The organism is Capnocytophaga cynodegmi, assembly GCF_002302475.1.
Classification (GTDB): domain Bacteria; phylum Bacteroidota; class Bacteroidia; order Flavobacteriales; family Flavobacteriaceae; genus Capnocytophaga; species Capnocytophaga cynodegmi.
This window is the reverse complement of the sequence record NZ_CP022378.1, coordinates 1,530,108-1,548,912: the sequence shown is the minus strand read 5'-3', so window position 1 is coordinate 1,548,912 and position 18,805 is coordinate 1,530,108. Positions and strand designations below refer to the sequence as shown.

The following is an 18,805-nucleotide window of genomic DNA, read 5'->3' as shown; positions in this document are numbered from 1 at the left end:
TGAATTTCGCGGAGAGCTTTTTTCTGCGAAATTCTTTATTCTTACTACAAAAATCAATCAAAAAGCACACTTTATTATCTCTAAATTATATAATTTCGCAAAGAAAGAATCTTTTTCATCAAAATAACTTCAAGATAAAAACGTTATGACATTCAAACCTTCAAATAAAGTTTACAAAACACAAGAAATACAAGGTGTTTCCATTCCTGCAATTATCCAAAATGGTGGTTATCACTTCGTGGACTTAGATGTTTACGAAAATGGAAGAGTTTATTGCTGGAATTTCCACGATTTTGAGATTTTCAAAGATGAAATAAAACAAGAATGGGTGGTTTTGGGCATTCCTGACGGAGAAAATATCTCTATTTTTAATCTGGGTAATTGGAAAATTAAAAATTCCAAGTGGATTTTTAATAAAAACAGCTTTATTAACTATGTAGAAAGTCTAATTCGAGAAATGAACCCCCAATGGAAGAATATTTACACCTATGTTGAGAAAAAACTTGGCGAAATTACTATCGGAGAGAATGGAGAAGGAACTATTTATAAAGAAAAATACCCAGAAAAGCCATTCAATAATGAAAAAACACACGGAAAAAAGATAAATCTTTTCTATAAAGAGGACAAGATATGTCATTTGGTAAAAGTTTTGCTTTTTGCTGACCGAACTTTACAAATAACAAGGCTTGAAACACCCTTTGAGGTAGGTTTTGAGGAGTTTAAAAAGCTCGTAGCAGAGAAAAAAATCATTACCAATCCATCTAAAAATACTATTATAAACATCTATGGATTAGGAAGTTTCACTATTGATAAAGAATCGTGGAACAATGATATAGAAGATATATTGGACGAATTAGAAGAGACTTTCAGAGAGCTAAATAACGAACCAACATACTTTGAGCTTTGCAAAAAAGCCTTTAATGAATTTAAAAACAACCCTACTGAAACCAACAAAAATCAATTGAAAGAGGCTTACGAGCGAGTTCCTGAACATCAGCGTATATATTTAGGCGATATGGACACCAAAGACATCGAGATACGAATGATTATCTACGGAAAAGAGGAGATTGAGAACTGGTCGCATTATCAATTAGCTAAAAAATTGGGCGATGAGCTTCCAAACATTCAAATTCCAGAGATAAAAGATGAAGAAAAAAGAAATAAATGATAATTTTACATTCAAATTAGTCAAAAAGTTAGCTTATGAATAAAATCATCATCAAATCTTACAAAAGTGTGGGCGATTTTACTTTCGGAAAGACTCAAAAAGAGATTATAGAGCAATTTGGAGAGGCTTCCAGAATAGAAATAGATAATATTATGGGAAGAATTACCGAATTTCGCCACGCACAAGAGCTTATTTATGACAAACAAGGTAATGATTATATCCTAAATCAGGTAATTTGCTCAAAAGATACTACACCTATCATTGAAAATTACGATATTTTCGGTTTAGGATTAGAAAAACTTAAGGAAGTAGACCCTGATTTTGTAGAAGGGAAGCATTACATCACTTTCCGAACGCTGGGCATCAGTCTGGGAGGTTTTGGAAAGAAAAAAATCCCTGAAAAACTCCTTTTGATAGCTTTCAGCAGAGAAAAATTAACTTTCTATGAAGATTTTACTATAGTTTAATCCAATAAAATAAAATTTATGACACTTTTTGAAGAACAAATCACCCGAATCAAACAAAAGTTACAGAAAGCTAAAGAGATTGATAAAGAATTTAAAGTTTTTGGTGCAAAAAGTCACAAATACGAGCTTGGAAAACCTATTTCAGAAGAAAAATTACAACAATTAGAACAAAAATATAAAATTTCATTTCCTGATTGTTTCCGAAGTTTTCTTTTGTATATTGGCAATGGCGGAGAAAAACAATTTGCTGGTGCCGCTCCTTTCTATGGGATTTATCCCGTTGAAAAATGTATCAAAGAAAGTAAGGAGGGGTTTTATTTTCCGTGCGTAATTTATCCCAAAATGAACGATGAAAATTGGGATAAAATTGTCGCAAAACTTGATGATGAAAACATTTCCGATGAAGATTATGATAAGGAAGTAGGCAAAATATTTGGTTCGTTACTTACTTTCGGCACACAAGGCTGCACTTACGATACTGCCATTGTATTGGAGGGAAAACATCGCGGACGGGTTGTAAATATTGACATTGATTTTCAAAAACCACACTTCGCTTTTGAGAAAAATTTCTTGGATTGGTACGAACGATGGCTCGATGAGATAATTTCTGGCGAAATTTTGTACCAATCCAACGGATTTAGCTATCAAATGGGCGGAAGTGCAGAAGAATTACTTTCCATTTTTGAAAATTCTTCTGATAAAGAAGAAAAAACTGATGCTTTACTGGGACTTCGTCACAAAAAACCACCTCTCCCTGCGGAGATTTTAAATAAAATAGAGGATTATACACAAAAAGAGGATTTCTATTTTCAATATTTTGTCACAATTTTGTGTATTTCTGACTTTGAAAGAGCCAAAAAGTACTTTTCACAACTTGCAGAACATAATTTATTACGATTTTTTCAGAATATTGTCTGGTATTCTCAAAATAAGAAGAAAGATAGTCGAGATTTGTTACCAATTATCCGTGAAAAATTGCCAAACATCACCGATGAAGAGATTTTCCGATTTTGTGGCTATGTGCTGAGAGAAACGGACTTGGATTATGGCGAATGGATAGCTCCTTTTACCGAAAATAAGGATTATAAAATCCGTTCAGATGCATTTTACACCTTAGGACAACTGAAAAATAAAGAAAAATACTTGGATATTTTTATAAAAGGGTTGTATGATGAAAAATCTTTTGTGGTAATGACTGATTTACAAGCATTAAATGGAATCAAAAACGAGGCATTACTTCCACATTACAAGCAGGTTGCGACTCGTTTCCCAGAAGAAAACGAGGAAGAACATTATGTGTATAACAATCTCAATCACCGCCTAAAAGAATTTGGGCTTTCGGTGGAAGAGATTTTGAAAATGGATTTTTAAAATAAAATTTATGGAAGCAAAGGAAGTTTTAGAAAAATTTATCACTGAAATGAAAAACTTTGAAGAGTTTTGGGGAGCTAAAATTCAACACCTCCTGAATGACAGAAGTGAAGAAGCTCTGTCCCAATTGCAAAAGTGTAATTTAACGGAAGAACGCGAGAAAAGACGCTCCGAAATCATTGCTATTCAGGATAGATTTTTGTCAAAAAAGGCACTTTCCTTAAAACAGGACAGACGCACAACACTAACTTATCAAATTCCACCTGAATACAATCAAGTAATCACATCTGAACGAAAAATTAATGACAAAAAATATGAAATAGATGTTGCATTGGAAGACGGTGAGAAAAAAACTTACACTTTGGTTTTAGAAGAAGGAGCGTGGAAAATAGACCAAATGGCATTTATGTATTACGATAAATGGAAAAAATCACGGCAATTGTTTTGATTATATCAAAAAACTTGGATTTCAGCACAAATCAGAAAAATAAATATCGAAAATTAAATAATGCAGTACATTGATTTAAACACACTTACATTTGATAAAATAATCAATACCGAACCTCTTTATATCAGTATCAAAAACCACATTGATACTGAAAAATTACACATTGTTGATAAAAAAGCAGAGGAAGGAAACGAAGTTTTTGTGTTGATTTTTCTATCAAAAAGTGTAACAATGTCAATTTTAACACAATTGACCAATATCCGCCATATTTCATTGTTACCAACTTATGACAATCCTCTGGAAAGCCTAAATGAACTTACCAACTTTGATTTAAAATCACTAAGATTGGGTCAATCAACTAAAAAAACGATTTCTTTTAAATCAATTTCTTCAAAAAAATTAGAATTCTTAGAATTTTTGGAAGGTTTAGGCAATAAATCACAGCACGATTTCGTTAATTTGCAAACGAACTTGCAAAAATTACACTTAAAATCACTAGATTTGAGCTTAATCAAAAAAAATGAAAAGCTTACCGAATTGTACATTCATAGCAGTTTAAAGTCAGAAGCTTTACTTGGCGAAAAATTCCCGCATTTGAGAAACTTGAGTTTATTTGCATTGTCAAAACTGACAACTCACTCATTTATAACTGATTTAGAGGATTTAGAAAATGTAAATATCAGTTATAATAGTCATCTGGTCAATTTTCCAAAATTAAAAAATCCTAAAAAAATTAAAAGTATTGAAATGTACACTTGCCCCAATTTTAACGATGTAGAAAGTCTGCTTCGTTATGAAAATCTGGAACGATTGGTATTAACCAGCCACGATAAACCTCTGAAAATAAACGTAGAAGATTTTGCTAAGCTCAAACAATTGCCCAAACTGAAAACCCTTTATAGCGTTTGGGGCAAGAAACCCAAAGCTGAACTTGACAAAATTGAAAACCTTTATGCTGAAACTGGTTGGATAAATTCCGCCCTGAATTTGTAACATATTATATTGATTATAAACAAAATAGATAATATAAAATTCAATGAAAATAATTGACACCGAAAACGGAGATTTTCTTTTGATAGACAACATCATAATAAATAAAACAACAACTTATAGTGAATTAAGGAATCTATTTCACAACAATGAATATTGGGAGGTAGGAACGGGCTCTTTTTGGATTTATTTTCAGGACATTATCGTAGAAAATCAAAAATTTTATGCAGATATTTGCTTCAAAGGAGAACAACTACATATGATTATATTCGGCTTTAGAGGCATTTACGAAAAAGCATTTTCTTGGGAAGACTTCGATGAGAAAATAGAATTACAGAAGAAAAAATCATACGAAAAATGGCTTATCAAAACACTTGGAGATACAGAATTTCCTTGGGGAAAAATAAATGCCTTCTACAACCCAAAAAGTTTCTTCGCTGGTATGGTTTTAACTTATAATCAATAAAAAATACTAAATGTTAGCAGAAATCAAGAAAATATACCAACTTCCAGAAAGCGAATACAAAGGATTTTCCGAAAAGGAACTACTTTTAACAGAAAAACGCTTAAATATTTCATTTCCAAAGACTCTGCGTGAGTATTATTTGGAGTTTGGCAATACCGAATGTATCAATCAGTCGCATAATTATTTATTTTGTCCTGAAAACATACGTTTTGTTGGAGATTTTCTCTGTTTTTATGAAGAAAATCAAGGTGTTGTTTCTTGGGGAATTCATAAAAATGATTTGCATTTGGATAATCCGCCTGTGTGGGGAAATTATGGTTCAGAAGCAAAACCTAATTGGATAATACAAACCCAAAAAACTTCTGATTTCTGGCTTTATATGGCAATCTATAATGGCGTTTTAGGCGGACTTACTTATAATGCCAACGCTTTGAAAAATGCTTTTAAAGAAAATTCATATATCAGTCCTGAAGCGGTGAAATACGTCCGAGAAAACTTCAAAAAGATTGAAGAAATTAGTTTTGTGGAGCAAGAAATTTATCAAAACGAATTTGCAGTAATTAGTATCAGTTTTGAGGTAAATAACAATCTGCAAGGACAGGCTACGGCTCTATTTTTAGGAAGTTCGCAACAAGAAGAATTTGATAATTTGCTTGATAATTTAGAAGATTTGAACTTGCAATGGTCGTATATTTCTTACGAAGATGATGAAGATTGGGAAGACGAAATGTGATTTTTTTAAAATTGTTTTTATTTATTTTCTGTCATTCATCAAATTTTTTGTTATGTAGACACCACATTTTATTTACAAATAGACGTTATTATTTATCAATTAATAAAACAAACAATATGTTCGGAAAATTTTTTAACAAACCAAGAAAAAAAGAAGAAAAATCCTTTCAAGGAGGCTGGAACGAGGAAGAAGGCGTGTATTACGCCAAAGGAACTTTTGATAACGAAGTAGAATACAACAACGAAATCATTTGTATCATCAATAAATGTGATTACAATATGGAAGATATGAATGATGCAATGGACGATGAAGATTATATTCGTGCCGAAAAAGTGCGTTTGCAGTGGAAAAAAGATTTGCAACATTATATCAGTGAAGTAAAGCAACTTGGAGCATACGAAGGCGACAATTCTTTTGTTGAAGCTGCTATCAAATTCTTCCTGTTTTATGATGATTTGATGGACAATGGTTACAAAACTCTTATCCAACTACGAACTGAAGGAAAACGAGGTACACCTGAGGAACAAGCTCAATTGAATGAAAATAACAAACGTATCCAAAAAAATATGGATAAGCTAAATCGTTTCAGTGATGAATTTCTTGAACGACACGGATACGAGGCAGACGATGAGGAAGATGATGATTACGACGACGAACCCTCTGTTAACTACAGCGGATTTGTCAATCCGTTTATGAACATGAAGCACGATACTAACAATCCACTTCTACAACCCATTCACGGTGTTTCACTTGAGGATTACGCTGCCGCAGCTTCCAATATGGCAAACGGAATGAGTGATGAGCAAGTATGCAAGAAATTAGGCATTGAGCTTCCAGTATGGGACGAAGCCAATCAGCTTTGGATAAAACGAATGCAACAAGACACTTCTTTCGTAGTTATGTCTCTCTACGGGCAATATTTCGGACAGGCACATTTACATCCAAAACTAGGCAAACAAACCAACCACCAATCCAATGAGGATTATCTGACCCGAATTTCTACCGATGAGAAGTTTTATTATGAACTTTGTGGAGCAAGACAAGCCGCTTACGAAGCTGGACTAGACGGAGCAAAATGGATTGAGGACAATTACGGAATCTCGCTCGGTGATTTCCAAAGTGTGGCGATGAAATGGATGGGAAATATGATTAATATGCTTCCGTATCAGCAACAAAAGCAAAAAGAATATGCCAAAAAATTCGCTGAAGAAAATGGAGGAAATATCGCTGATGATATTGAATTTTAAGCAAACGTAAAAACAGAACGCTTTTGAAGGTAAAAGCGTTCTGTTTTTGTTTTATAGTGGCATATTTTGCTGAAAACACAAAAGAACTTCTATAAAAAATCCATCATTTATGCTATATTTCAATTCATAAAATTGTAAAAATTATTTCCTAATTGATTTTTCATAAAAATTTGTTAATATTTAGTTTTCCGTTAATATTTTCTTTCTTTTCTAAAAAAACAAATGTACTTTTGTCAGCGTTTTAAAAAAATATTGAATGATGAGAAAGAGATTTTTATGCGGAATTTTAATTAGCGGTTTATTTTTAACTTCTTGTGAAAAGGAAAATAACAATCCTGAAATAAAACAGCAACAACAGACAGAAAATCCTACTTTAAACTCAAAATATGAAAGAAAAATAAAGGAAATACAAACTGCTTCTACGAAATATTTTTATGATGATGAGATTGAATCAGAAGTTTCTGTAACAGAAAATTACAAAACATACTTCACCTACACCAATAATCAGATAACAAATGTGGCAATCACTAAAGGTGATGAGCAGTTCTATTCTTCTCAGATAAGCTATGAAGGCAAAAACATTCTTGCGAAAATAACGGAAGGAGAGGAAGAAAGAGAGGTTACCTTTTTATTGAACGACCAAACAAATATCATCAAAAAAGAATATGAACAACGAGATTCGTTAATCGTTTCCGAATTTGGATATAACAATGAGCAACAACTAACAAGTAACGGCAACTACAAATATCATTGGGATAACGAGAATATCATTAAAATGACCAATGGCAAAGAAATTATCAAATACGATTACTACGAAACAGAGAATAAAAATCAATTTTTACCAAGTTTTTTCCTAAATGATAATTGGGCTTTAGGGCATTTCAATTATTTCAAAGACTCATATCCCTTCAACTGGGGAAAACCAACTAAAAATTTGATAAAATCAATTGTAAAAGAGGAAAATAATGCCGTAAAATACAGCAAGTCGGAACGTGATTTTGAATATGTTTATAACGATGGGTATATTTCGGAAATAAAAGAAAAAAGATTTTTACACTACTATTCAAAACAAGTAAAAGAAACCAATTATACCGATAGTGATGTAGAAAAAATCAATGAAATATGGAATGAAGTTCAGGAAACTATAGAACAAATTAATAATAGAACAGAAAAAGAACGAACATATCAAGTCCTTTCAAATTCAAGTTTAGGAAATGTACACCAATTTGTAGTAGTTATCCGCAAACACGAAAAAGCAAACATAAACGGAACTGATTATGTACCATATGACGAAATAGAAAAATACGATTTCACATATACACTCAATGGGGAAGAAAAAACATTTACAAAGCTGACAAAGATTCACACCACCAGCACCACTAACATTCAAAAAGCTGAAACTACGTATAAAATCACATATGAATAACATAAATGCGACCTAATTTGGGGTCGCATTTTTTATTTTTTTACTTTTTTTAGAAAACACCTTAATTTTCAATAATTTACACCAAAATAATCATAAAAGATTATCACTAAAAAATCACTCCTAAAGTTATTGATTATTTAATTTTGTTTACTTTTGCGGTATTCACCTTTACTTTGTTTCAACTATGAAAAAAATCTACTTTATTCTTGTATTATTATCTTCTTTTGCGAATCTGCACGGGCAAAATAACCAAAAAGAAATTCAGTCAATGGTAAGTAAATATGATTTTGAAACAACATTAAATCGTTTGTTGCAATCTTTAGAAGAAAAACAACTGACTATTTTTGCAAATTTTGACCATCAGCAAAATGCAACAAAATCTGAAATGAAAATGCCTAAAAGCAATGTAATTGTATTTGGAAATCCAAAAGTAGGAACATTACTGATGCTCGACAATCCTAATATAGCTTTAGAATTACCACTAAAAATTGCTGTTGTGGAGAACAATCAGCAAAAAACATCGTTGGTCTTTACGAATGTAAAACTTTTGGCAGACAAATATCCCTTAAAAAACACAGCTATTTTGGAAAAGATGCAAAAACTAATGGAAAATATCGTGAAAGAGGCTTCAGGAAATAAAAATTGCCAATAAAACAAATAAATTTTTCAAATAAAAAAACTCCCAAAATATATTTGGGAGTTTTTTAACTTATTCCCTATCAAAACAAGAAAATTATCTTTGATTTTTACAGAGAGAAACAATTTCAGAATTCTGAAATCATCTCTCTTTCTATTGCTTATCTACAAATAATATTCTACCAATAAAACACCAATGGCTAAAACCACCAAAATAAGCATCAAAGGCGACACAAACCGCAACCATTGTTTATAGTTGAGGTTTACCATTGCAAGTGAAGGCAAAATTAGTCCCGTTGGGGTAATAAAACTCATCAATCCCATTCCAAATAAATAGGCATTTACCACACTTTGCCCCTCTACTCCCACCACCGATGCTAATCCGCCCATAATAGGCATCGTTACTACTGCCATTCCTGATGAAGAAGCAATAAACAAGGTAAGTATTACGAAAATAAACATCAACACGGGCAAAAACAACGCAGGAGACATTCCGCTTACTAAGTTCGACGAGTAATAAAGAATCGTATCTGAGATTTGTCCGTCATTAAGAATGAAAGTAACTCCTCGGGCAATCCCAATGATAAAAGCCACACCCAGTAAATCTTTCGCACCTGTCAAAAAATGAGCGATCGATTGTTCTTCGCCCGTACGCTGCAAAATAGCAATGATTACAGAAGCAACTAAAAATAAAGCCGTCATTTCCTCAAACCACCAACCCCATTGCGAAACACCAAGAATCATCACCAGAAAAGACAACCCAAAAACAACAAGCAAAAGTTTACTTGACAACTTAAGTTGCTCCACAGGAACTGCTTTTTCATTATGTAACGATTCAGGAAGCGACGCACCATACGCCACTGATGTTTGTGGGTTGCGTTTTACCTTTTCTGCATAGCGAATGATATACACCAAGCTAATTGCGGTTGAAAGTACAAGCATTACAAGGCGTGTTACCAGCCCTGTTGTCCAATCAACTCCTACTGCGTCAGAGGCGATAATAACCGAAAACGGATTTACTGTCGAAGCCATCGTCCCTACACAAGAACCCAAATAAATCACAGCCAGAGGGACCATCAAATCATATCCTGCTGCCAAAAACACAGGAATAAGCATCGGATAAAAGGCGAGTGTTTCTTCTGCCAAACCGAAAAAAGTGCCCCCTAAAGCGATGAGCGTAAACACTAAAATAATGAGAATTCCTTCTCTGCCTTTCAGCCTGTAAGCCAGATAGCCAACCCCTTCATTCAGCGTCCCCGAGCTATTAAAAATTCCGATAAAACCACCCAAAACTAATACGAATAAAATAATATCAATCGTATCGTAAATTCCCTTAATCGGAGCATAAAGGATTTCTAAAAAACCTTGCGGTTTGGCTTCATCTTGCTCATATGTATTTGGGATAGAAACTGGTTTTTTAATTTTTCCTTCTTTGAATTTTTCAATACTGATGGAAATATTCTTTTCGGTCAGGGTTTGCTGTGTGGCTGGTAAGGTTTGCGTTTCTCCCTTCGAGTTTATAACAAATACATTCTGTACACTATCGTAAGAAAGCGTATCGTACTTACCCGAAGACAACAAAAAAGTCAATCCTGCCGCAATAACAATAACAATCATCAACACCGTATAGGGCGTTGGAAATTTTAAAAATCGTTTCATATTACAAACCGTTTTGGGACGACAAAAATACGCATTTTTTAATGTATCATTAAATCTTTTTTTGAATTCTTTTAGAGAAAAACTTCTCCTTTCAATTTTACTTTTTTGATTTAGTCTAAAATTTCTTACATTCAAAAAACTCAATACTTCTGTTAAAATTCAAATAATGACACTCCTACTCCAATGGTTGTTTGTTTGTGATTGTATTCGATAAGTGAATCTCCATATCCGTGGGAAAGTTGGGCAAAAAGCCTCAATCCTGAATTGAAGCGATGTGTATAGGTCAATTCTGCGAATCCTCTATTCTTGTTGAAGTTAAGATTATTACGGAACATCAAATGAAAAATATTACGTGATGTGCTGTAATAAAGATTAAACTCAGAACGCCCGATGTAATTTTCTATTTCGGGATTATCATCTTCGTCATTTTTCTCGGAAAATCTTCTCCAGAAATTAGCCAAGAAAATGAATTCATCCCACTCAAAGGCCGTCATTAATATCACCCTGTTCCAACTGCGAGAATATAATTGTTCCTTTCCGTTAGACTGATGATTAACCGACAAACCTAACATTCGCCACTTAAAATCCCCAGCAGAAAGGTTCAAAGGCATAATATACATTATTTCAGGTTCGTAATTAATTTCACGAAAAGGACGAGAAAGTTCCGCATTAAACACTTGCCAGTAAGCCTGTTGTGTAAATCCAACCCACAAATCACCTTTACCCCAAAGAACATCTTGCCAGATTTTCGTTTTTATACTAACTTGAAACTTTGCTTCTACATTTTGATAATCTCTATATGGCGGATTTCCTCTATTTGAATTGAAATTTATTGGTTGTCTGTTAAATTTATCCGTCCACCGAAACGGAATCACATACATCGACTTGTAGGAAGTTGGTCGGAACATTCCTTTTTGGTCGTCATCACTAATTTCAAACATTTGTGAGAGTGTACGCCCTAAGCGTCCGTGTTTCAACTCTTTATTTAACTCCTTAGGCTGAGGAAGTTCTGTTTCCTGAGCATAACTAACCAAAATAGAACCAACAATTAAGAACAACATAAAAAGTAATTTTCTCATTTTTTAAATTCTGTATTTTCTTAAACATTAAAAACAAAAAATATATCTAATTCCTTTTTGCAGAAATAGATATTAAGCGGGCAAATATAGTTTCATTTTTGATTTTTGGCAATTTACCAAGCCTTTCACCTAACTTTTTTTAATAAAAATGAAAAAATCACTCTCTTTTAAAAATAAACAACGACCAAAATAGGTTGATTTTGGTCGTGGTTTTCTTTCTTTTTATTTTTTTGAAGGAAATACGATTAAGAATAAGATAAAATCTTGTTTTCTCTATGGACATTAGCACATAAAATCTGTTATAAAATCTCCTTAAAAAATTAATACTGATACATCATAACTCTTCCAAAATCTTTGTCTTCTATCTCTGTTAAGGTAACTTCCCCAACACTGATTCCCACACCCCCTGCAGTAGCCATCATTCCTCCTTCCCGTGCAACGAAATAATACTTTGGAGTTCCATTAAGCTTTACTACATTCCTGCTTTTGTTGGTGAAAATTTCCACCTCTTTATCACAATCGGAAAATTCCTTTTTAATAGGTTTCTGTTTGTGAGACACTTTTTCATATTTATCTCCATCAATTTCAATATTTATGGTGAAGGTTGAACCTAAAGGATTCCCAAAGCTCGGACGAATAATGTGTATGGCACAATTTTCATTGAATTGAGAACGAATTTCTCTCAGATTTTCGTTGTAATACAATTCTCCTTCCACATAAAAAACATGTCCTTTCTTTCCGAAGCCAATTTCAGATATTTCAAACAAATTCCCTCCATTTTCATTGGCAAAGTCAGTCATTTTTTTCCTAAGATTTTTCCATTCTATGTTAAAATCCTCTTTTAAGATAAAATGTCCTATTTTTCGAGAATGATGTTGTATGTTCTCATTCTGGGCAATCATAGCTACTTCTTCTATTTGCCCTATTTGAGTTATATTTTTTCTTCCATCCTTTAACTTCATAGTACTGCACGAAGCCAAAATGAGGCACCCTATAAAACAGACAAATACGTAAATTTTATGTTTCATTTTTAAATATTTTTATAAAAAACAAGGGCAAGTTTTTGCCCTTACCTAAATCATTATTTTTCTTCTACCTTCGCCCAAGTATCTTTCAGTCCAACGGTTTTGTTGAAAACCAATTTTTCGGGGGTTGAATCAGGGTCAAGACTGAAATAACCCAATCGTTGGAATTGAAAGCCTTCGCCTACTTTGGCATCTTTCAAGCTCGGTTCCACATAAGCGGTAGTCACTTTAAGTGAATCAGGATTTACGTATTCCAAAAAGTCTTTTTCTTGGCGGTCAGGCTCGGCAACGGTGAATAATCGGTCGTAAATACGTGCTTCTGCTTCCAATGCGTGAGGAACTGATACCCAATGCAATGTACCTTTCACTTTGCGTTTACTCGCCTCTGTACCGCTTCCGCTGCGGCTATCGGGGTCGTACGTACAATGAATTTCGGTAATATTTCCGTTTTCATCTTTTACAACACTTTCTGCCTTAATAATATACGCATTTTTTAAGCGAACTTCCCCACCTAATTTCAATCGGAAAAATTTGTTATTGGCTTCTTCTCTGAAATCTTCTCTTTCTATGTAAATTTCTCTCGAAAAAGGCACTTTTCGGAATGTCAAAACCTCTTCTTCGGGATTATTTTCAGCATCTAACCATTCTTCTTTTCCTTCGGGATAATTGGTAATCACCACTTTAACAGGGTCAAGCACAGCCATTACTCGGTTTGCCTTTTTGTTCAAATCCTCGCGAATGCAAAACTCTAATAATGAAACATCTATCAAATTTTCGCGTTTGGCAATTCCGATGGTGTCAGCAAATTTTCGGATAGACTCGGGCGTGTAACCTCTTCTGCGTAAGCCTGATATGGTGGGCATACGCGGGTCGTCCCAACCCGAAACGTGTTTTTCGTTGACCAGTTGCAACAATTTTCGTTTGCTCACAACGGTATGCGATAGGTTTCGACGAGCAAACTCACGCTGTTTGGGGCGTACTTTATCTTTGTCAATAATTTGGTCTAAAAACCAATCGTACAATTCGCGGTGTGGTAAAAATTCAAGCGTACAAATGGAGTGCGAAATTTGCTCCAAATAATCGCTTTCGCCGTGAGCCCAGTCGTACATAGGGTAGATACACCACTGATTTCCAGTACGATGATGACTTGAATGCATAATTCGGTAGATGATTGGGTCACGCATCAACATATTAGGCGAAGCCATATCGATTTTGGCACGAAGTACATATTTTCCGTTTTCAAATTGGCCGTTTTTCATTCGTTCGAAAAGTTGTAAATTTTCCTCAACGGAAGTATTTCGATACGGACTTTCAGTACCGGCTTGGGTAGGCGTTCCTTTTTGTTTGGCGATTTCTTCGGAAGTTTGCCCATCTACATAGGCCTTTCCTTGCTTGATGAGCTGTACCGCCCAATCGTACAATTCTTGGAAATAATCGGAAGCGTAACACTCTCTGTCCCACTCAAATCCGAGCCATTCCACATCACGTTTGATAGCATCAACGTATTCTTGTTCTTCTTTGGACGGATTGGTATCATCAAACCGCAGATTTACAGGCGATTGATAACGCAACCCCAATCCGAAATTCAAACATATTGAACTGGCGTGACCAATGTGCAAATAGCCATTAGGCTCTGGTGGAAAGCGAAAACGCAACTTGCTGGAAGAAAATCCATTTGCTAAATCTTCTTCAATAATATTTTCAATAAAATTATTTGATTTTTGTTCTTTTAATTCCTCTGACATAAAATTTGAATTTGAAGCTACAAAGTTAACCATTTTTTGAAAATTAAATATAAACTCAGTACAAGGTTTTTCTTTTTAAAATGTTATCTTGCTGAATGACTGAGAGAACGAATCCGCTCACGAGCCACTCTTTCTATTTTTGAAACATTTTCTGCGGAAATGACTTCAACCTTATAGGGAACGAAAACTTCTGTTTTGTCTTTTCTTTCATATTTCCCAATTTTCAATGTAAATCGAATGTAGTTTTTGTCTATATCCGCTTCTATTTCATCGGTAAAAAGTTCCCACACATAGATTTTCACATCTCCTTTTTTGTAATGAATAAGCCTTGTAGGGGTGCCTACAAAATAACCACCATTACTGAAAATAAATCGAATTATAGGTAAAAAATATAATAGAGCATTAAATATAAAAAACAAAGCAAGCGCTAATTTGTAAATATCCATTTGGAAGATTAAATTCAATTCGAATTCTTTACTGTTTGTCAATTCTAAAACGGACTCTTTTTCTACATATAATATCAAATAAACAAATGCAAAGAAAACCATTACCCTAATAAAATTATCAATAGCGGAAGATAAGGTCCCTTCTCGTTTGGCAAAACAAGAAAATATTATACGTTCTTCATTGATGACAACTCTCAATGCTTTTGGTAACATTTTTTACTATTTAGAAAATATATTTATCGGTATCTCTATGTTCATTTATTCTTTTGCGTGCGATTCTTTCTATTTGCAAAACATCATCTACATAGGGCAAATTTACAATATCACAAATGATATACCTCCTATCGTCAACTTTTTCCTTGTGGTTAGTATGAAGATAAAACGTGATATAATGTTTTTTAGGATTCATTTCGATGTTTCCCGTAAAATCTTGCCAATTATAGATTTTTGAAATCCCTTTTTGATAATGTATAAGTCGTGTGGGTGTCCCTACAAAATAGCCACCATCTCTAAAAAAGCCATTTAATCCAACCGAAAAATAAATATGTATCGTTAATAGACAAAAAATTAAGCTCCAAATCAAAAGTTTTTTATGAGCTTTATCACTTACCAAAAAATCGTTTAAAAGCCCCAAGAAAAATAAAACCCCAAAAACACCATAGATTATAAAGAAAACCGCAACTGTTCGGAACATTCTTTTCTTGGCAAATACAAGAAAATCTATTGACTCTCCTGCAATAACTCCTTCCAATCCTTTTGATATATTTGGTTTCATTTTCTATTTCAATTTATAAATTTCCGTAAAAATTGATGTAATGAGCATATTCCAATTGTTTGCGAAACCAATGAACCAAATCATTCACAAACTTTGTAATGTTTTCGTTGTCAAATACCTTTTGTTCTAATTTTTCAAGAATCTTTAGACAATTTTCCCTGTCAAAAACATTATCAGAAGTCGCACTGAATTCTTCTTCCATTTCATCAAAAAGCGAATTCATTCTCGGGTAAAAAGATTGAACCTCACTTTTAATATATTCAAAATCAGATTCTGAAATAAAAGCAGAAATCCCTTTCTTTCCTGAAAAAGAATTAAATTTTTCGTCTAATCCGCAAATAAAGTAACCTATTTTACCTTTATCTTGACCAACAGAAGTGGCAAAAACAACTGGTTTTTTCAGAATTTCAGCAATCGCTTTTTCAGCATTATAATTACATTTTTCATAAAATTCACGAGCCAAAACAGGATTACATTCAGTTTCCTCACCAATATACGTGATCTTTTCCTGATGAAATTGCTCCACAGCTAAAGAAACTACTCCGTTGGTATTTTTAAGCAGTCTCAAAGCCTGAGCTATTGAAACAGATATTTGTTGCTGAAGAATTTTAATCTCTTGATTGTAATTCATAGTATTTCACGCTACTCTCACAAATTTTCATTGGATGCGAAAGTACAAAATATTTCGAATTTTGGAATAAATTTTCTACCTTTGTGCTATATTGAAAGTAACTTTTTAAAAAAATTACAAAATGATTCTATCAACAACTCCAACATTGGAAGGACATCCTATCAAAGAATACAAAGGCATCGTAACAGGAGAAACCATCATCGGGGCTAATGTCATTAAAGATTTTATGGCTGGGCTTACCGATTTTTTTGGCGGACGCTCTTCCACCTACGAAAAAGTACTTATTGAAGCCAAAAACACAGCTCTTGCCGAATTACAGCAACGTGCTTTGGCAATAGGCGCTAACGCTGTGGTTGGCATTGATTTAGATTACGAAACTGTTGGTAGCAGTGGCGGAATGCTAATGGTAACTGCCAGTGGAACAGCAGTAGTTATCTAAAATGATTTCAAAAAACACCATAGACAAAGTCTACGACCAAATGCGGGTCGAAGAGGTAATTGGCGACTTCGTTCAGCTTAAAAAGGCAGGTTCTAATTATAAGGGACTTAGCCCGTTTTCTAATGAACGAACACCTAGTTTTATGGTGTCGCCCGTCAAGCAAATCTGGAAAGATTTTTCTTCTGGAAAGGGAGGAAATGCCATCGCTTTTCTAATGGAACACGAGCATTTCACCTATCCAGAAGCAATTCGCTATCTGGCAAAAAAGTATCATATTGAAATTGAAGAAACTGAGGTTTCTTCCGAAGAAAAAGAAAAAGCTGACGAACGTGAAAGCCTTTACATCGTATCGGAATTTGCTCAAAAATATTTTGAAGAAACACTTCTGAACACCGAAGAGGGAAAAGCCATTGGACTCACTTACTTCAAAGAACGAGGTTTTACACTTGAAACCATCAAAAAATTCCATTTGGGTTATTCTCCTAATGAATGGACAGCCTTCACCGATACCGCTCTAAATAAAGGCTATCAATTAGAATTTCTGGAAAAGACAGGACTTACCATTGTTAAAGAAGATAAGAAATTCGACCGATTCAAAGGGCGGGTAATGTTCCCCATTCATTCGATGAGCGGACGTGTGTTGGGATTCGGAGGTCGTATTCTTACTCAGGATAAAAAAGCTGCCAAATATCTCAATTCTCCCGAAAGTGAAATCTATCACAAAAGTAAAATTCTATACGGAATTTTTCACGCCAAACAAGCCATTGCCAAAGCTGACAACTGCTATCTGGTAGAAGGATACACCGATGTAATTCAGCTACACCAAAAGGGAATTGAAAATGTTGTGGCTTCGAGCGGAACGGCACTTACTCCTGAACAAATTCGGCTGATAAATCGACTAACCACCAATATAACAATGCTTTATGACGGAGATGCGGCAGGACTCCGAGCTTCTATTCGTGGGGTGGATTTGATTTTGGAGCAGGGAATGAATGTGAAAATTTGTACTTTCCCCGAAGGAGAAGACCCCGATAGTTTTGCCCGAAAAACAGCCTATGAGGATTTAGTTCTTTACTTGGAAGAAAACGCTACAGATTTTATCCAATTTAAGGCTTCTCTTTTAGTACAAGAATCTAAAAATGATCCAATTAAAAGAGCAGAAACCATTCGCGATATGGTAGAAAGTATCTCAAAAATTCCTGATTCTATCAAACGAGAAGTGTACATACGTGAGTGTGCCGTCATTATGGATATTTCGGAAGAAGTGCTTTTCTCCACACTTTCTCAAATGCTCAAAAAAGATTTCTATGAAGGACAAAAAGTAGAACGCAAAAAGCGTCTACCCCTTGAAATAACGAGAAGTAAGGACGAACAGGCAAAAATAGCTGTAAACCGACTGGAAATTTTGGAACACGACCTTATTAAGCATCTTCTTTTGTATGGAAACAGAACGTGTATATTTACGGATTCCGTACTTCAAATTGATGAAGAGGGGAAATTGGAAGAAAAAAAAATACAGCAAGAACTGAAAGTTTATGAAAAAATCTATCTTGAACTTCAAGAAGATGAGATACAATTTGCAAATCCTGACTTCAAGAGTATTTACGAACTTGCTATAGAGCAATTCTATCAAGAAGAATCGTATGAGTTGGCAACATTCATTAATCAATTGCCAATGGAACTCAGTCAAAAAGTATCGCAAATTATTATGGAAGATGAAAATCTCCAATTACACGACTGGCTCCGAAAAGATATCGTACCAAAAGATAAGGATGCAAACATTGATTTAGCAGTTTCTGATATCATTTTAAACATACGCAAGTTATTAGTAAGCAATTTAATAGAAAGTACTACAGCAAAAATCAATAACTCAGATGAAAGCGAAAAACGAGAAATATTAGAAGAAATTGTTAGCTATATACAATTACAGAAAATATTAGGTAAGCGACTGAATCGTGTTATAAATTAATCAATTTCCAACAAAAAAAAAACACAGCAATAGTTTCTTTATTTCAAAAAAATTATATCTTTGTATTTCGTTAGTGGTTTAATTT

The 18,805-nt window shown here is 34.0% G+C and carries 19 protein-coding genes; 12 read left to right on the top strand and 7 right to left on the bottom strand.

Annotation, left to right across the window (positions count from 1 at the left end; all coding sequences use genetic code 11):
• Positions 1-145: 145 nt before the first annotated feature.
• The 10 genes from CGC48_RS06810 (at position 146) to CGC48_RS06760 (ending at position 8,968) form a co-directional block, all read left to right on the top strand.
• Positions 146-1,168 carry a DUF7638 domain-containing protein gene (locus CGC48_RS06810; RefSeq protein ID WP_098028975.1) on the top strand — a complete coding sequence of 341 codons (1,023 nt, stop codon included), beginning with the start codon at positions 146-148 and terminating at the stop codon, positions 1,166-1,168.
• Between the two features lie 35 nt (positions 1,169-1,203).
• A complete protein-coding gene (locus CGC48_RS06805; RefSeq protein WP_098028974.1) occupies positions 1,204-1,635 on the top strand; it encodes a CTP synthase in 432 nt (143 codons plus the stop codon).
• Between the two features lie 18 nt (positions 1,636-1,653).
• Entirely contained in the window at positions 1,654-3,006 is a 1,353-nt protein-coding gene (locus CGC48_RS06800; protein ID WP_098028973.1) for an SMI1/KNR4 family protein, read from the top strand.
• Positions 3,007-3,016: 10 nt separating this feature from the next.
• Positions 3,017-3,454, top strand: coding sequence for an NTF2 fold immunity protein (locus tag CGC48_RS06795; RefSeq protein ID WP_098028972.1), 438 nt, complete (start codon positions 3,017-3,019; stop codon positions 3,452-3,454).
• Between the two features lie 60 nt (positions 3,455-3,514).
• The gene (locus tag CGC48_RS06790; RefSeq protein WP_098028971.1) at positions 3,515-4,447 is read left to right on the top strand and encodes a hypothetical protein; all 933 of its coding nucleotides are present in this window, start codon (positions 3,515-3,517) and stop codon (positions 4,445-4,447) included.
• Between the two features lie 43 nt (positions 4,448-4,490).
• On the top strand, positions 4,491-4,910 hold the full coding sequence (locus tag CGC48_RS06785; RefSeq protein WP_098028970.1) for a hypothetical protein: 420 nt from the start codon (positions 4,491-4,493) through the stop codon (positions 4,908-4,910).
• A gap of 10 nt (positions 4,911-4,920) precedes the next feature.
• On the top strand, positions 4,921-5,643 hold the full coding sequence (locus tag CGC48_RS06780; protein WP_098028969.1) for an SMI1/KNR4 family protein: 723 nt from the start codon (positions 4,921-4,923) through the stop codon (positions 5,641-5,643).
• A gap of 116 nt (positions 5,644-5,759) precedes the next feature.
• Complete coding sequence (locus tag CGC48_RS11785; RefSeq protein ID WP_198537129.1) at positions 5,760-6,890, top strand: DUF6620 family protein; 1,131 nt, start codon at positions 5,760-5,762, stop codon at positions 6,888-6,890.
• A gap of 259 nt (positions 6,891-7,149) precedes the next feature.
• On the top strand, positions 7,150-8,316 hold the full coding sequence (locus CGC48_RS06765; RefSeq protein ID WP_098028968.1) for a hypothetical protein: 1,167 nt from the start codon (positions 7,150-7,152) through the stop codon (positions 8,314-8,316).
• A 184-nt stretch (positions 8,317-8,500) separates the two neighbouring features.
• Complete coding sequence (locus CGC48_RS06760; RefSeq protein WP_098028967.1) at positions 8,501-8,968, top strand: DUF302 domain-containing protein; 468 nt, start codon at positions 8,501-8,503, stop codon at positions 8,966-8,968.
• Between the two features lie 149 nt (positions 8,969-9,117).
• On the opposite strand, the gene CGC48_RS06755 is transcribed toward CGC48_RS06760, so the two are convergent.
• From CGC48_RS06755 to CGC48_RS06725, 7 genes are all read right to left on the bottom strand, one after another.
• Entirely contained in the window at positions 9,118-10,611 is a 1,494-nt protein-coding gene (locus CGC48_RS06755; protein ID WP_098029788.1) for a YfcC family protein, read from the bottom strand.
• Between the two features lie 152 nt (positions 10,612-10,763).
• On the bottom strand, positions 10,764-11,690 hold the full coding sequence (locus CGC48_RS06750; protein ID WP_098028966.1) for a phospholipase A: 927 nt from the start codon (positions 11,688-11,690) through the stop codon (positions 10,764-10,766).
• A 320-nt stretch (positions 11,691-12,010) separates the two neighbouring features.
• Complete coding sequence (locus CGC48_RS06745) at positions 12,011-12,718, bottom strand: hypothetical protein (protein ID WP_232780469.1); 708 nt, start codon at positions 12,716-12,718, stop codon at positions 12,011-12,013.
• Positions 12,719-12,771: 53 nt separating this feature from the next.
• Positions 12,772-14,460, bottom strand: coding sequence for a glutamine--tRNA ligase/YqeY domain fusion protein (locus tag CGC48_RS06740; RefSeq protein ID WP_098029787.1), 1,689 nt, complete (start codon positions 14,458-14,460; stop codon positions 12,772-12,774).
• A gap of 83 nt (positions 14,461-14,543) precedes the next feature.
• Complete coding sequence (locus CGC48_RS06735) at positions 14,544-15,119, bottom strand: hypothetical protein (protein WP_098028964.1); 576 nt, start codon at positions 15,117-15,119, stop codon at positions 14,544-14,546.
• 10 nt (positions 15,120-15,129) lie between these two features.
• The gene (locus CGC48_RS06730) at positions 15,130-15,681 is read right to left on the bottom strand and encodes a hypothetical protein (protein WP_098028963.1); all 552 of its coding nucleotides are present in this window, start codon (positions 15,679-15,681) and stop codon (positions 15,130-15,132) included.
• A gap of 13 nt (positions 15,682-15,694) precedes the next feature.
• Positions 15,695-16,312 (bottom strand): hypothetical protein, encoded by a 618-nt coding sequence (locus CGC48_RS06725; protein WP_098028962.1) that lies wholly within the window; start codon positions 16,310-16,312, stop codon positions 15,695-15,697.
• Positions 16,313-16,433: 121 nt separating this feature from the next.
• Between CGC48_RS06725 and CGC48_RS06720 the strand changes: the two genes are divergently transcribed.
• Both CGC48_RS06720 and dnaG read left to right on the top strand, forming a co-directional pair.
• The gene (locus CGC48_RS06720; protein WP_098028961.1) at positions 16,434-16,751 is read left to right on the top strand and encodes a heavy metal-binding domain-containing protein; all 318 of its coding nucleotides are present in this window, start codon (positions 16,434-16,436) and stop codon (positions 16,749-16,751) included.
• Position 16,752: 1 nt separating this feature from the next.
• The gene (dnaG, locus tag CGC48_RS06715) at positions 16,753-18,720 is read left to right on the top strand and encodes a DNA primase (RefSeq protein ID WP_098028960.1); all 1,968 of its coding nucleotides are present in this window, start codon (positions 16,753-16,755) and stop codon (positions 18,718-18,720) included.
• Positions 18,721-18,805: the final 85 nt, after the last annotated feature.